9 protein-coding genes and 1 pseudogene are annotated in these 14,403 nt (G+C 64.3%); 4 read left to right on the plus strand and 6 right to left on the minus strand.

Translation table 11 applies throughout. The annotated features are described in order from the left end of the window. The 4 genes and pseudogenes from PI86_RS06470 to PI86_RS06485 all read left to right on the plus strand — a co-directional run. Positions 1-360: pseudogene (locus PI86_RS06470) on the plus strand (collagen-like triple helix repeat-containing protein); the annotation flags it as partial. Between the two features lie 40 nt (positions 361-400). Continuing rightward, on the plus strand, positions 401-1,831 hold the full coding sequence (locus tag PI86_RS06475; RefSeq protein WP_039320054.1) for a collagen-like triple helix repeat-containing protein: 1,431 nt from the start codon (positions 401-403) through the stop codon (positions 1,829-1,831). 142 nt (positions 1,832-1,973) lie between these two features. After that, positions 1,974-3,659, plus strand: coding sequence for a ShlB/FhaC/HecB family hemolysin secretion/activation protein (locus tag PI86_RS06480; protein WP_039320056.1), 1,686 nt, complete (start codon positions 1,974-1,976; stop codon positions 3,657-3,659). 166 nt (positions 3,660-3,825) lie between these two features. Further along, positions 3,826-4,287: a DUF2147 domain-containing protein gene (locus tag PI86_RS06485; RefSeq protein WP_014897205.1), complete on the plus strand. Its 462-nt coding sequence runs from the start codon at positions 3,826-3,828 to the stop codon at positions 4,285-4,287. A 101-nt stretch (positions 4,288-4,388) separates the two neighbouring features. Here the strand turns inward: PI86_RS06485 and PI86_RS06490 are convergent, their stop codons facing one another. The 6 genes from PI86_RS06490 to typA form a co-directional block, all read right to left on the minus strand. Further along, positions 4,389-4,799 (minus strand): transposase, encoded by a 411-nt coding sequence (locus PI86_RS06490; protein WP_039320061.1) that lies wholly within the window; start codon positions 4,797-4,799, stop codon positions 4,389-4,391. A 144-nt stretch (positions 4,800-4,943) separates the two neighbouring features. After that, the gene (gene zapE, locus PI86_RS06495; RefSeq protein ID WP_014897207.1) at positions 4,944-6,041 is read right to left on the minus strand and encodes a cell division protein ZapE; all 1,098 of its coding nucleotides are present in this window, start codon (positions 6,039-6,041) and stop codon (positions 4,944-4,946) included. A 100-nt stretch (positions 6,042-6,141) separates the two neighbouring features. Beyond that, entirely contained in the window at positions 6,142-7,572 is a 1,431-nt protein-coding gene (gene lpdA, locus PI86_RS06500; protein ID WP_039320067.1) for a dihydrolipoyl dehydrogenase, read from the minus strand. An 81-nt stretch (positions 7,573-7,653) separates the two neighbouring features. Then, positions 7,654-8,928: a 2-oxoglutarate dehydrogenase complex dihydrolipoyllysine-residue succinyltransferase gene (odhB, locus tag PI86_RS06505; RefSeq protein WP_039320069.1), complete on the minus strand. Its 1,275-nt coding sequence runs from the start codon at positions 8,926-8,928 to the stop codon at positions 7,654-7,656. A 135-nt stretch (positions 8,929-9,063) separates the two neighbouring features. Next, positions 9,064-11,928 carry a 2-oxoglutarate dehydrogenase E1 component gene (locus tag PI86_RS06510; RefSeq protein WP_039320072.1) on the minus strand — a complete coding sequence of 955 codons (2,865 nt, stop codon included), beginning with the start codon at positions 11,926-11,928 and terminating at the stop codon, positions 9,064-9,066. A gap of 318 nt (positions 11,929-12,246) precedes the next feature. Beyond that, positions 12,247-14,073 (minus strand): translational GTPase TypA, encoded by a 1,827-nt coding sequence (gene typA / locus PI86_RS06515; RefSeq protein WP_011351805.1) that lies wholly within the window; start codon positions 14,071-14,073, stop codon positions 12,247-12,249. Positions 14,074-14,403: the final 330 nt, after the last annotated feature.

Here is a 14,403-nt window from a genome sequence, read left to right on the forward strand (position 1 = left end):
GCACTCGGCGGTGCAGCGGGCGGCACGAGCGGTGGTCCGCTCGCACCGGTCACCGGTCTCGTCTCCACCGTCACCGGCGCACTCGGCGGTGCAGCGGGCGGCAGCGGTGGTCCGCTCGCACCGGTCACCGGCCTGGTCTCCACGGTCACGGGCGCACTCGGCGGCGCGACGGGTGGCACCAGCGGCAGCAACCCGCTTGCCCCCGTAGCGGGCGCGGTTTCCGCAGTGACCAGCACGGTCGGCGCCCCGGCTCTGAGCGGCGCCACGGGCACCGTCACGAACTCGGGCTCCGGCTCGAACCTGCTCGCGCCTGTCACGTCACTGATCGGCGGCCTGCTCGGCGGCACGCACGGCAAGTAATCCGACGTCCATTCATCGACAAGACAGCGAGGAGTCCATCATGTCCCAGCAACGTTCCATCACGACGATCGCGCTGCGCCAGTGGCGCATGCCCCTCACCGCCCTCGCCACGGCCTGCCTGCTGGCCGCATGCGGCGGCAACAGCGTCAGCACGCCGCCGACCAGCAACAACAGCACCGGCTCCAGCGGCACGAGCGGTACCAGCGGCACGAGCGGTACCAGCGGTACGACGACCGGCACGAAGGGCGTCGTCAACACGGTCGGCCAGACCGGGACCGACCTCGGCAGCACGGTCGGCAACATCAGCGTGCCGGGTCTCGGCGACGGTGTGACGAAGGGTGTCGGCAGCACGCTGTCCAGCACCGGCACGATCCTCGGCGCGGCCACCGATGCCGTGAGCAACGGCCTGGGACAGATCGGCACGACGAAGGATCCGATCGGCACGACGGTCGCCGGCCTCGGGAATGTCGTCGGCGCGACGAGCAACACCGTGTCCGGGCTGAGCTCGACGGTCAAGGCGCTGGGCACCGGTCAGCTCGCGCCGCTCGCCCCCGTCACGACGCCGGTCGGCACCGTGCTCGACACGGTCGCCAACGGCCTGTCGGCCGCTGGCACGACGATCGGCTCGACGCTGTCGTCGGGTGCCGTGCAGCAGGTTACGCAACCGCTCAGCTCGGCGATCACGCCGCTGGTGATCACCGCGGGCCAGGTCACGCAACAGGTCGGCACGACCACCGGCCTCGGACAACCCGTGTCGGGCCTGCTCGGCCAGGTCGGCGGCGCAATCAGCTCGGCGGGCACGAAGGTCGCAAGCACCTCGAACCAACCGCTCGTCGGCGACGTCGGTCAACTCGTCACCGCGGTCGGCAACACCGTGACCAACGCGGGCGGCCTCGTGAACCCGAACGGCCCGAACGGCGCGGCACCGATCCCCGGCCTGATCACGAGCCTCGTCGGCGGTTCGACGACAACGGTCCAGAACGGCACGTCGTCGTCGGGCTCGAGCTCGACGAACCCGCTCGGCGGCTTGCTGTCCGGCCTCGGCTCGACGCCGCTCGGTTCGCTCACGGGTGCTGTCGGCGGCGCAACGGGCAGCTCGGGCAGCAATCCGCTCGCACCGGTCACGGGCCTCGTCTCGACGGTCACCGGCGCACTGGGCGGCCTCGGCGGCTCGGGTGGCAGCAGCCCGCTCGCGCCTGTCACCGGCCTGGTGTCGACGGTCACGGGCACGCTGGGCGGTGCAACAGGTGGCGCAGGCGGGGCAAACCCTCTCGCGCCCGTCACCGGTTTGCTGAATACTGTCACCGGCGCGGTCGGCGGTGCAGCGGGAGCCGGGGGTTCGTCGAACGCGCTCGCACCGGTCACGTCGCTGGTCGGCAGCGTGTCGGGTACGGCATCGTCGGGCAGTTCGACGGGCCTCCTGGCACCGGTCACGGGATTGCTCGGCACGCTGGGTAGCGTCGGCAAGTAAGGAGGACGACCGCGCCTTTGCAGCCGGAGCACGGCGCGGCCGTACAAACACAACCGGCAATGCGGCACGCAGCGCGGGGCACCCAGGTGCCGCGCGCTCAAATTACAAAGAAGACGAAAAGCAAGGCCTACGAGGAAGAACAATGAAATCCAGAGTCGACAGATGGATGATGCTGCTCGCCATCGCGGCGGCCGGCACGGCACATGCGCAGACGCGCGCGGCAGGTAACCCGCTCGATTCCCTCCCCCAGATCAACGCACCGAAGAAAGGCCCAAGCGTCACCGTGCAGGTCGCGCCGCAGGCGCCGCAATTGCAAGAGCTGCTGTCGCGCCACCTGACGCCGACGACGTTTCAGGTCGAGGGCGTGAAGTCGGTGCCGTTCGACGAAATCTCGCGTCGCTTCACGCCACTCGTCGGCAAGGACATCACGATCGGCGAACTGATCGAAACCGCCAACGGCGTGACCAAGCTGTACCAGGACCGCGGCTACGCGCTGTCGTTCGCGTTCATTCCCGCGCAGACGTTCGAGAACGGTGTCGTGCGCGTCACGGTCGTCGAGGGCTACGTGTCGGATGTCAAGGTCACCGGCAAGCCGGGCGCGATGGAATCGAAGATCCGCGCGATCGCCGCGCACATCACGGCCGATCGTCCGCTGCGTCGCGCCACGTTCGAACGCTACGTGAACACGTTCGGCCTCCTGCCCGGCGTCTCGGTGAAGGCCAACGTGCCGCCGCCGCAGACGACCGACGGCGCGACGACGCTTGAACTGGCCGTCGATCGCAAGGCATTCAACATCAGCACCGGCATCGACTTCAATCACCCCGGCGTCCAGGGTCTCATCACCGCGACGGAGAATGGCCTCACGTCGTTCGGCGAGCAGTTGAGCATTTCCGCGCTGGTGCCGCCCGGGCGCGACAAGCAGACCTACGTCGCGTTCAGCGGCGCGGTGCCGGTCGGCAGCAGCGGCCTGGTCACGCGTCTCGATGCCAGCACGTATCGCGGCAAGCCAACCGACAACCCCGGCCTGCCGTCGAGCGTCGAGCGCACGGTCAAGAACGAGAAGCTCAGTCTTTCGGCATCCTATCCGTTACTGTTGAACAACCAGCGCAGCCTGCTCGGCACCGTGTCGGGCTACGCGTCGCACAACGAGGACCGTTACCAGAACAAGATCTCCGGCAACAGCATCGACACCCGCTCACAGGTTCGCGTGCTGCAGATGCAGCTCGACTACACGAGCGTATCGGCCAAGCAGGTGCAGAAGCTGAGCGTGAACGTCGCCAAGGGCTTCAACATTCTCGGCGCGTCGAAAGCGCAGGACATCACGATCGGCTCGAACACGACGTCGGTCGACAGCCCGATTTCACTGACCTTCGTCCGTACCGGTGCGACCTTCACGCAGACCAACGAATGGCCGTTCAAGATCGGCACGTCGGTTTCGCTGACCGGCCAGTACAGCCCCGACTCGCTGCCGACGTCGGAACAGATCTCGTTCGGCTCGACGCGCTACGCGCTCGGCTATCAGCCCGGCGAAACGTCGGGGGACTCGGGTTGGGGGATGTCGCTGGAACTCAATCGCGGGTTCACGCCGGGCTGGACGTACATGAAATCCATCACGCCGTACGTCGCGTACGACATGGCGCGCGTGTACCTGCACACCGGCACACCGTCGCCGAGCCGCCTGTCGTCGGTCGGTATCGGCGTGCGCTTCACGGACAGCCGTTACTACAGCCTCGACCTGAACATCGCGAAACCGGTCGGCGATGCCCCCGTCGAAAGTGCATCGCGCAGCCCGCGCGTGAATGCAGCCTTCTCGTACCAGCTCAACTGATCCGTCACCGAACAGCCCGCGTCTCGCAGGCTGTTTCGATTAGAGCCCCCTCTATCAAACGCAGCGCGCGGTTTCACGTATTCTGGCAAAGCTCGCAACATGCCACCGCCCCATGCAGACGGTCGTGCGGGCAAATCGAACACGACATGAAACAAGGAGGAAGACAATGGTTCAACTGACCCGCCCGTTGCGTGCACTGGCCATCACCGGCGCACTGCTCGCCTGCGCCGCCCCGACGTTTGCCCAATCCGACAGCCCCATCGGCATGTGGCAGACGATCGACGACAATACCCATGCACCGAAGGCACTCGTGCAGATTGCCGATGACGGCGACGGTTCGCTGTCGGGCAAGGTCGTCAAGGGCCTCGGTGCCAACGACACACCCGATCGCCGCTGCGGCGCATGCACGGACGAGCGCAAGGATCAGCTCATCAAGGGCATGACGATCATCAAGGCGATGAAGAAGGACGGCGACCACTGGGACGGCGGCAACATTCTCGACCCTGAAAACGGCAAGGTCTACAAGTGCAAGATGTCGCTGGAAGACGGCGGCCAGAAGCTTGTCGTGCGCGGCTACATCGGCGTGTCGCTGCTTGGCCGCTCGCAGACCTGGGTTCGCGCGCAATAACACCAGGCGCATCAAAACGCGTGCGCAATAAAAAATCGGCCTGCGACGACGTCGTCAGGCCGATTTTGCTTTGATACGGACGCTAATGAAATGGACGGGCATCATGCCGCGTGCTTCAGCGTATCGGGCGCATAGTTGCCCGGTGCCCGATAGGCCGGCGCTGCCGCACTGCGCACCTCTGCTGCCTTCGATTGCGTGTGCTTGCGCATTCGCGAGGACAGCTCGTTGCACAGATTCACGCCGGCGTCGCCATACAGCTCGCGCATCACCTGCATCAGCGTGCCCGTCTCGTGCCAGGTCTTGAAGCGACGATGGCAGGTCTGATATGAAGGGTAACGACGCGGCATCGCGGACCAGGTCGCGCCGCTATAGATCACCCAGAGTACGCCGTTCAGGACGGCGCGCGTGTTGGCCAACGGACGACCGCGCAACTCGGTGCGCGGCTGCATTTCGGGCAGAAGCGGCACGACGCAGCGCCACTCATGGTCGGTCAGATCGCGATACGGTGTCATGGACATCTCCAGCCTTAGTAACCATGACACAACGATATCGGCTGACCTCACCGATGAATATAAGACAAATCCGAAAATACCCCAAGTTCCGGATAATTTGACCGGAATTGACGTTTGATGCCCGCCAATTGCCGGAAGCCACGATCAGGTCAGCGAAGTATCGACGATGCGACGCGGTGTCTCGATGTACTCCTTCGACTGCATCTCGACGATTCGCGATACCGTGCGCGCGAATTCGTTCGCCATCGGCCCTTCGACGTACAACTGCTCGGCCGGCACCGCCGCGGACATCAGCAGCTTGACCTTGTGGTCGTACAGCACGTCGATGAGCCAGGTGAAGCGACGCGCCTCGGACGCCATCCGCGGCGACATCTGCGGCACCTCGGACAGCACGATCGCATGGAAGCGGCTGGCCAGTTCGAGATAGTCGTTCTGCGAACGCGGGCCGCCGCACAGCGTCGCGAAATCGAACCAGACGACGCCGTCGGCCTTGCGCAGCGCCTTCAGTTCGCGCTTCTCGATATGCAGGATCGGGCTTTCGTCCGGCACCGCGGCGAGCTTCGCGAATGCATGGCGCAGTTCGCGATCGGCGTCCGCGCCGAGCGGCGTGTGATACATCTTCACCTGTGCAAGCGTGCGCTGGCGGTAATCGACGCCCGCGTCGACGTTCAGCACGTCGAGCTTTTCCTTGATCAGCGCGATGGCCGGCAGCATGCGGTCACGATGCAGCCCGTCGGGATAGAGATCGTCGGGATCGTAGTTGGACGTCATCACGAACTGCACGCCGTTGTTGAACAGGCGGTCGAGCAGCCGGTACAGGATCATCGCGTCGGCAATGTCCGATACGTGAAATTCGTCGAAGCAGATCAGCCGGTAGCGCTTCGCGATGCGTCGCGCCAGTTCGTCGAGCGGATCGGCCTGCCCTTTCAGTTCCTCGAGTTCGCGGTGCACTTCACGCATGAACTCGTGGAAATGCAGGCGCGTCTTGCGCTGCACGGGCACCACCGCGTAGAAGCTGTCCATCAGGAAGCTCTTGCCGCGGCCCACGCCGCCCCACATGTAGACGCCGCGCGGCAGGTCCGGATGATTGATGAGCTTCTTGAACGCGTTCGAGCGGCGCGCCTTGTAGTCGACCCACTCGTCGAAGCAGCGCTGCAGGCGATCGACGGCAGCGCGCTGGGCGGGATCGGACTGATAGCCGCGCGTGGTCAATTCGCGCGTGTAGTATTCGGTGACGTTCATCAGGACAAACCGGAAAAAACGAAGGCGAGCGGGAAACCCCCGCCCGCCTTCGTCATGAGACGGCTGCGCCGGCCGACGGCCGGCCGGCGCTATACCGCGCTCAGCTGTTCAGCGAGCGCTTGTCGACGGCGAGCGCCGCTTCGCGCATCACTTCCGACATCGACGGGTGCGGATGGCAGATGCGGGCGATGTCTTCCGACGCCGCCTTGAACTCCATTGCCACCACGGCTTCCGCGATCAGGTCCGACGCGTTCGCCGCGATCACGTGCACGCCGAGCAGTTCGTCGGTCTTCGCGTCTGCGATCATCTTCACGAAGCCGTCCGGCGCGTTCATGCCGAGCGCGCGGCCGTTGATCGAGAACGGGAACTTGCCCGACTTGATCTCGCGGCCTTCGGCCTTCAGCTGCTGTTCCGTCTTGCCGACCCAGGCGATTTCCGGGTACGTGTAGATCACCCACGGAATGCAGTTGTAGTCGATGTGCGGCTTCTGGCCGTCGATCACTTCCGCGACCAGCACGCCTTCGTCTTCCGCCTTGTGCGCGAGCATCGGGCCACGCACCACGTCGCCGATCGCGTACACGTTCGGCACGGCCGTGCGGCAGTGGTCGTCCACGTCGATGAAGCCGCGCTCGTTCGCCTTCAGGCCGATTGCCTCGAGGCCGAGGTTGTCGGTGTTCGGCACGCGGCCGACCGACACGATCAGGCGGTCGGCGTCGAGCGTCTGCGCGTTGCCGTCCTTGTCCGTGTAAGCGATCGACACGCCGTCCGCGGTCGTCTTCACGTCGCCGATCTGCACGCCGAGATGGATGTCGAGGCCCTGCTTCTTGAACAGCTTGGCCGCTTCCTTCGCGAGCGCTTCGTCGGCTGCGCCGAGAAACGCCGGCAGCGCTTCAAGCACCGTCACTTCAGCGCCCAGGCGGCGCCACACCGAGCCGAGCTCGAGGCCGATCACGCCTGCGCCGATCACGGCGAGCTTCTTCGGCACCGAGTCGAACGTCAGCGCACCTTCGTTGTCCGACACGATCTTGTTGTCGACCGGGACGTTCGGCAGGTGACGCGCCTTCGAACCCGTCGCGATGATCACGTTCTTCGCGGTGACGACTTCGGTTTCACCCTCGCCGCTCACTTCGATCTGCACGCCGGTGTCGGTCTTGCCGGCGAACTTGCCATGACCCTTCAGCCAGGTGATCTTGTTCTTCTTGAACAGGAACTCGATCCCGCTCGTCATCTTCTCGACGATCGCATCCTTGCGGCCCAGCATCTTCGCGACGTCGATCTTCACGCCATCGACCGTGATGCCGTGGTCGGCCAGGTGGTGCGACGTGTTCTCGAACTCTTCCGACGAAGCGAGCAGCGCCTTCGACGGAATGCAGCCGACGTTCAGGCAGGTGCCGCCGAGCTTCAGCGCGCCGGCCGGATTCTTCCACTTCTCGATACAGGCAACGGTCTTGCCGAGCTGCGCCGCGCGAATCGCGGCGATGTAGCCGCCGGGGCCGGCCCCGATCACGACGACGTCAAATTCCTTGGACATGACAATCCTTTCTACTTGTGCGTCCGCAGGTTCGCGCGTATGCGCGAACCTGCGGAACGGGTCAATGCAGTGAGACTCGGCTTACAGGTCGAGCAGCAGGCGTGCCGGATCTTCCAGCGCGTCCTTCATCGCGACGAGCGACAGCACCGCTTCGCGGCCGTCGATGATCCGGTGGTCGTACGACAGTGCCAGGTAGTTGATCGGACGGATCACGATCTGGCCGTTTTCGACAACCGGACGCTCCTTCGTCGCGTGCACGCCGAGGATCGCCGACTGCGGCGGGTTGATGATCGGGGTCGACAGCATCGAGCCGAACACGCCGCCGTTCGAGATCGAGAACGTACCGCCCGTCATTTCCTCGATCGACAGCTTGCCGTCCTTCGCCTTCTGGCCGAATTCGGCGATCTTCTTCTCGATCTCGGCGAGGCTCAGCTGATCCGCGTTGCGCAGGATCGGCACGACCAGGCCGCGCGGCGAACCGACCGCGATACCGATGTCGAAGTAGCCGTGATAGACGATGTCGTTACCGTCGATCGACGCGTTCACCAGCGGGAACTTCTTCAGCGCGTGCACGGCCGCCTTCACGAAGAACGACATGAAGCCGAGCTTCACGCCGTGTTCCTTCTCGAACTTGTCCTTGTACTTGTTGCGCAGTTCCATGACCGGAGCCATGTTGACTTCGTTGAACGTCGTCAGGATCGCGTTGGTCTGCTGCGATTCGAGCAGACGCTCGGCGATACGCGCACGCAGGCGCGACATCGGCACACGCTGTTCCGGACGGTCGTTCAGCCAGGTCGTCGCCGACGCCGGCACCTTCACTTCCGGCAGCGACGGCTTCGCCGCGGCCTTTGCCGGTGCGGCAGCCGGAGCTGCCTTCGGTGCGCTGCCAGCGGCCAGCGCGTCGCCCTTCGTGACGCGGCCGTCGCGGCCCGAACCTGCGACGTCGCCGGCCGACAGGCCCTTCTCGGCCAGCAGCTTCGATGCGGCCGGCGATGCCGTAGCCGAGCTGGATGCCGTTGCGGCGACCGGCTGTGCTGCCGGTGCGGCTGCAGCAGGCGCTGCTGCCGGCTTGACTTCGGCGGCGCCAGCCGCAGCTTCGGCTGCACCTGCCTTCGCTTCGGTGTCGATCGTCGCGATCAGCTGATCGGCAACGACGGTGTCACCGTCGTTCTGCAGCACTTGCGCGAGCACGCCCGCTGCCGGTGCCGGCACTTCGAGCACGACCTTGTCGGTCTCGAGTTCGATCAGGATTTCGTCCTGCGCGACTGCTTCGCCCGGCTTCTTCTTCCACTGCAGCATGGTCGCTTCCGAAACCGACTCCGAAAGCTGGGGGACTTTGACTTCTACGATAGCCATGTGATTTTCCTGGATGCTTAATCTGGGTAATGACGAGGTTCGTGCGATTCCTTCGGCCGGTGCGGCACGCCACGCGCCCGGCAGGCCAAAAGAGACGGGAAAGCGCCGCGCGCCTTCCCGTTTCGCTTCCGTCGGTTATTTCGCGATCGATCCGCTCTTCAGGCGGCCGAAAGCACCTTCGATCAGGGCCTTCTGCTGCTCGTAGTGCTTCGCGTAGTAGCCAACCGCCGGCGAGGCCGAAGCCGGACGGCCGCTGTATGCCAGCTTCTGCCCTTCCTTCATGCCTTCCTTCAGATGGTGCTCGACGTAGAACCAAGGGCCCTGGTTCTGCGGCTCGTCCTGCACCCAGACCACTTCAGTCGCGTTCTCGTACTTCTTCAATTCGGTTTCGAACTGCTTGTGCGCGAACGGATACAGCTGCTCGATACGGATGATCGCGACGTCGTTCGCCTTCGCTTCGCGGCGATGCGCGACGAGGTCGTAGTACACGCGACCCGAGCAAGCCAGCACGCGCTTGACCTTCTTCGCGTCGATGCCGCCGTCGGTTTCGCCCAGCACCGGCTGGAACGAACCCTTCGCCAGTTCCGACAGGTCCGACACCGCTTCCTTGTGACGCAGCAGCGACTTCGGCGTTGCGACGATCAGCGGCTTGCGGAACAGGCGGATCATCTGGCGGCGCAGCAGGTGGAAGATCTGCGCCGGCGTCGTCGGCTGAACGACCTGCATGTTGTGATCGGCACACAGCTGCAGGAAACGCTCGATACGGGTCGACGAGTGTTCCGGACCCTGGCCTTCGTAGCCGTGCGGCAGCAGCATCGTGAGACCCGACACGCGGCCCCACTTCACTTCGCCCGACGAGATGAACTGGTCGATCACGACCTGCGCACCGTTGACGAAGTCGCCGAACTGCGCTTCCCACAGCACGAGCGTGTTCGGCTCGGCGGTCGAGTAGCCGTATTCAAAGCCCAGCACCGCTTCTTCCGACAGCACCGAGTCGATCACCGTGAACTTCGCCTGGCCGTCGGCGATGTTCTGCAGCGGCACGTACGTGCCGTCGTTCCAGCGCTCGCGGTTCTGGTCGTGCAGCACCGCGTGACGGTGCGTGAACGTGCCGCGGCCCGAGTCCTGGCCGGTCAGGCGCACCGAGTAGCCCGATGCGACGAGCGACGCGAACGCGAGGTGTTCGCCCATGCCCCAGTCGAGCGGCTGGTCGCCACGCGCCATGTTGCGGCGATCGTTGATCACGCGCTCGACGAGCGGGTGAACCTTGAAGTTTTCCGGGACCGTCGTGATGCGTTCGCCCAGGCGCTTCAGTTCGGCGAGCGGCACGGCCGTATCGGCTGCGTCCGTCCACTTGCGGTTCAGGAACGGAACCCAGTCGACTGCGTACTTGCTCTTGTAGTTCGACAGGACCGGATCAACGGTGTGGTGGCCGTCGTCCATCGCCTTGCGGTACGCCTTCACGTAGCCGTCGGCGTCTTCCGCGGTGATCACGCCCTGCTGCACGAGCTTCTCGGCGTACAGCGCACGAGTGCCCGGGTGCTGCGCGATCTTCTTGTACATCAGCGGCTGCGTGACCGCCGGCGTGTCCTGCTCGTTGTGACCCAGCTTGCGGAAGCAGACGATGTCGATCACGACATCCTTGTGGAACTGCATCCGGTAGTCGATCGCGATCTGGATCGCGAGCACGACAGCTTCCGGATCGTCGCCGTTCACGTGCAGCACCGGCGCTTCGATCATCTTGACCACGTCGGTACAGTACAGCGTCGAGCGCGCATCGCGCGGGTCCGACGTCGTGAAGCCGATCTGGTTGTTGATGACGATGTGCAGCGTGCCGTGCGTGCCGTAACCGCGCGTCTGCGCGAGGTTCAGCGTTTCCATCACGACGCCCTGGCCAGCGAAGGCCGCGTCGCCGTGGATCTGCACCGGCAGCACTTGCAGGCCGTCTTCGTCGCCGCGACGATCCATCCGCGCCTTCGCCGAACCTTCGACCACCGGGTTCACGATTTCGAGGTGCGACGGGTTGAATGCGAGCGACAGGTGGACCGGGCCGCCTTCGGTCGACACGTCCGACGAGAAGCCCTTGTGGTACTTCACGTCGCCGGCCGGCAGGTCGTCGACGTGCTTGCCTTCGAATTCGGCAAACAGGTCAGCCGGCATCTTGCCCAGCGTATTGACCAGCACGTTCAGGCGGCCGCGGTGTGCCATGCCGATGATGATTTCCTGCACGCCGGTCTTGCCCGCGTGCTGGACGACTTCGTCCATCGCCGCGATGAAGCTTTCGCCGCCTTCGAGCGAGAAACGCTTCTGGCCGACGTACTTGGTATGCAGATAGCGCTCGAGGCCTTCCGCTGCCGTCAGGCGATTCAGGATGTGCTTCTTCTTGTCGATCGAGAAGGACGGCGTCGCGCGGGTCGATTCCAGGCGCTCCTGCCACCAGCGCTTCTGCTCCGGGTCGCTGATGTACATGTACTCGGCGCCGATCGTGCCGCAGTACGTGTCACGCAGGCCCTTGACGATATCGCGCAGCGAAGCCTGGTCGAAACCGAAATACAGGTTGCTCGCGCTGTACGTCTGGTCGAGGTCGCCTTCGGAGAAGTCGTAGAACGCGGGTTCGAGTTCGGGAATGGCGGGACGTTCGCGACGCTTCAGCGGATCCAGATTGGCCCATTGCGAGCCGAGGAAGCGATAGGCACTGATGAGGGACTGGACGTGGACCTGCTTGCGCGCGGTCGCCAGATTGCTGGTGCTTTCGCGCGGGATGAAGGCATTGGCCTTCGCGCGCTCGGCGAACGATTCGACGATCGGAAAATGGGCGACGTCATTGGCATTCGAGCCGTCGGTTGCAGGCACGTTCTGCAGCGCGTCGAAATACTCTCGCCAGTTCTCCGGCACCGATGCCGGATTGTTGAGGTATGCATCGTACAGTTCTTCAACGTACGAAGCATTGCCGCCGAACAGATAGGAGTTCAGCTGAAACTGCTTCATTACATCTGACATTTTACGCTCACCTTTCTTCGAGCTTCTCGAGAAATAGCGGGTTACTCAACCTTCCGCGACACGGCCTGACCGTTTAGCGGATTGCGAATCAAGTCTTGCTTGGAAGGACCTAAAACTTGCGTGCGCGCAGCATATCACAGAACCGTTACCGAAGTTCACGACGAAATGTGCCTGAAAGCACCGCGCGACGGGGTTTTGCCGGATTGCCACGACCCGCTGGAACAGTGTTTTGCAGGCACCCGGGTTGCGCATTGTGCAGATGCAAAAAAGGCCGCCCGAGGGCAGCCTTTTCCGTCATGCAGTGAACAGTCGAAACGCTTAGTCGACCGCGCCTTCGCGGCTCGCGCGGCGACGCTCGTGCTCCTTCAGGAAGCGCTTGCGCAGGCGGATCGACTGCGGCGTCACTTCGACGAGCTCGTCGTCGTCGATGAATTCGACCGCGTATTCCAGCGACATCTGGACCGGCGGCACGAGGCGCACGGCTTCGTCGGTACCCGACGCACGCACGTTGGTCAGCTGCTTGCCCTTGATCGGGTTCACGACGAGGTCGTTGTCGCGGCTGTGGATACCGATGATCATGCCTTCATACAGCGCGTCACCCGGCTTCACGAACATGCGGCCGCGATCCTGCAGCTTCCACAGTGCGTAGGCCACGGCAGCGCCGTCGTCCTGCGAGATCAGCACGCCGTTGCGGCGCTCGAAGACCGAGCCGTCCTTGACCGGTGCGTACGAGTCGAAGATGTGGCTCATCAGGCCCGTGCCGCGCGTGAGCGTCAGGAATTCGCTCTGGAAGCCGATCAGGCCACGCGCCGAAATCTTGTACTCCAGACGCGTGCGGCCGCGGCCGTCCGATGCCATGTCGAGCATCTCGCCCTTGCGGCGGCCGAGCTCTTCCATCACGCCGCCCTGGTGTTCGTCTTCGACGTCGACGGTCAGCAGCTCGTACGGCTCGTGCCGCACGCCGTCGATTTCCTGCATCACGACGCGCGGACGCGACACGGCGAGCTCATAGCCTTCACGGCGCATGTTCTCGACGAGAATCGTCAGGTGCAGCTCGCCGCGGCCCGACACTTCGAACACCGTTTCGTCGCCCGTGTCCTTCACGCGCAGCGCGACGTTGTGGTTCAGTTCCTTCATCAGGCGGTCGCGGATCTGGCGGCTCGTGACGAACTTGCCTTCGCGGCCGGCGAGCGGCGACGAGTTGACGAGGAAGTTCATCGTCAGCGTCGGCTCGTCGACGGTGATCATCGGCAGCGCTTCCGGCGTATCGACCGCGCAGATCGTTGCGCCGATGCCGACGTCTTCAATACCGTTGATCAGCACGATGTCGCCCGCTTCGGCCGATTCGACCTGCACGCGCTCGAGGCCCGTGAACGACAGCACCTGGTTGATCTTGCGGTTCAGCACGTCGCCTTCCGGGCCAAAGCGCATCGCGACCGGCTGGCCCGGCTTGATGCGACCGCGCGTGATGCGGCCGACGCCGATCCGGCCGACGTACGTCGAATAGTCCAGCGACGTGATCTGCAGCTGCAGCGGCGCTTCCGGATCAGCCGGGCGGACCGGCACGTGCTCGAGGACCGCTTCGAACAGCGGGCGCATGTCGCCTTCGCGCGCCGCCGGGTCGAGCGACGCATAGCCGTTCAGGCCCGATGCGTAGACGATCGGGAAGTCGAGCTGCTCTTCGGTTGCGCCGAGCTTGTCGAACAGGTCGAAGGTCTGGTTGATGACCCAGTCGATCCGCGCACCCGGACGGTCGATCTTGTTGACGATGACGATCGGCTTCAGGCCGAGCGCGAGCGCCTTCTTCGTGACGAAGCGCGTCTGCGGCATCGGGCCTTCGACAGCGTCGACGAGCAGCAGCACCGAGTCGACCATCGACAGCACGCGCTCGACCTCGCCACCGAAGTCCGCGTGCCCCGGCGTGTCGACGATGTTGATGTGCGTGCCTTCGTATTCGACCGCGCAGTTCTTCGCGAGAATCGTGATCCCGCGCTCTTTTTCGATGTCGTTCGAGTCCATCACCCGCTCGGCAATCTGCTGGTTCTCGCGGAAGGTGCCGGACTGGCGAAGCAGTTGGTCGACGAGCGTGGTCTTGCCGTGGTCGACGTGAGCGATGATGGCGATGTTGCGAAGGGCGCGGGTCATAGAAACCTGGAAATCGTTGAACGCGCAAACGCGCACGCTCCGTTCAGTCACCAGGACACGTGCGCGCGCGTTGCAGCTTGGAAACCACAAATTATAGCACGTGCGAGTGTCGAAAGCCGGATGGCCCGTTGCAACGCAACAAACGCCGCACGTCCGCCCTTCCCCCGGGCGGCCCCGCTCGACCGTCCGTAGCCGGTGCCAGCCCGCCGAATACCCTTATGCCAACAAGGGAATTCCGGATCACGGAGCGCGCCCTTGCCCGTTCGATTAACATTTGCCGCGGCAAACAATTGTGCCTATACTGCTGCCTAGTCAACTATTGCAGCTTCA

It is taken from the genome of Burkholderia sp. A9 (assembly GCF_000801975.1).

Coding starts and splice junctions, on each gene's coding strand:
- PI86_RS06475 (WP_039320054.1), top strand. CDS start 401: ATGTCCCAGCAACGTTCCATCACGACGATCGCGCTGCGCCAGTGGCGC.
- PI86_RS06480 (WP_039320056.1), top strand. CDS start 1,974: ATGAAATCCAGAGTCGACAGATGGATGATGCTGCTCGCCATCGCGGCG.
- PI86_RS06485 (WP_014897205.1), top strand. CDS start 3,826: ATGGTTCAACTGACCCGCCCGTTGCGTGCACTGGCCATCACCGGCGCA.
- PI86_RS06490 (WP_039320061.1), bottom strand. CDS start 4,799: ATGACACCGTATCGCGATCTGACCGACCATGAGTGGCGCTGCGTCGTG.
- zapE (WP_014897207.1), bottom strand. CDS start 6,041: ATGAACGTCACCGAATACTACACGCGCGAATTGACCACGCGCGGCTAT.
- lpdA (WP_039320067.1), bottom strand. CDS start 7,572: ATGTCCAAGGAATTTGACGTCGTCGTGATCGGGGCCGGCCCCGGCGGC.
- odhB (WP_039320069.1), bottom strand. CDS start 8,928: ATGGCTATCGTAGAAGTCAAAGTCCCCCAGCTTTCGGAGTCGGTTTCG.
- PI86_RS06510 (WP_039320072.1), bottom strand. CDS start 11,928: ATGTCAGATGTAATGAAGCAGTTTCAGCTGAACTCCTATCTGTTCGGC.
- typA (WP_011351805.1), bottom strand. CDS start 14,073: ATGACCCGCGCCCTTCGCAACATCGCCATCATCGCTCACGTCGACCAC.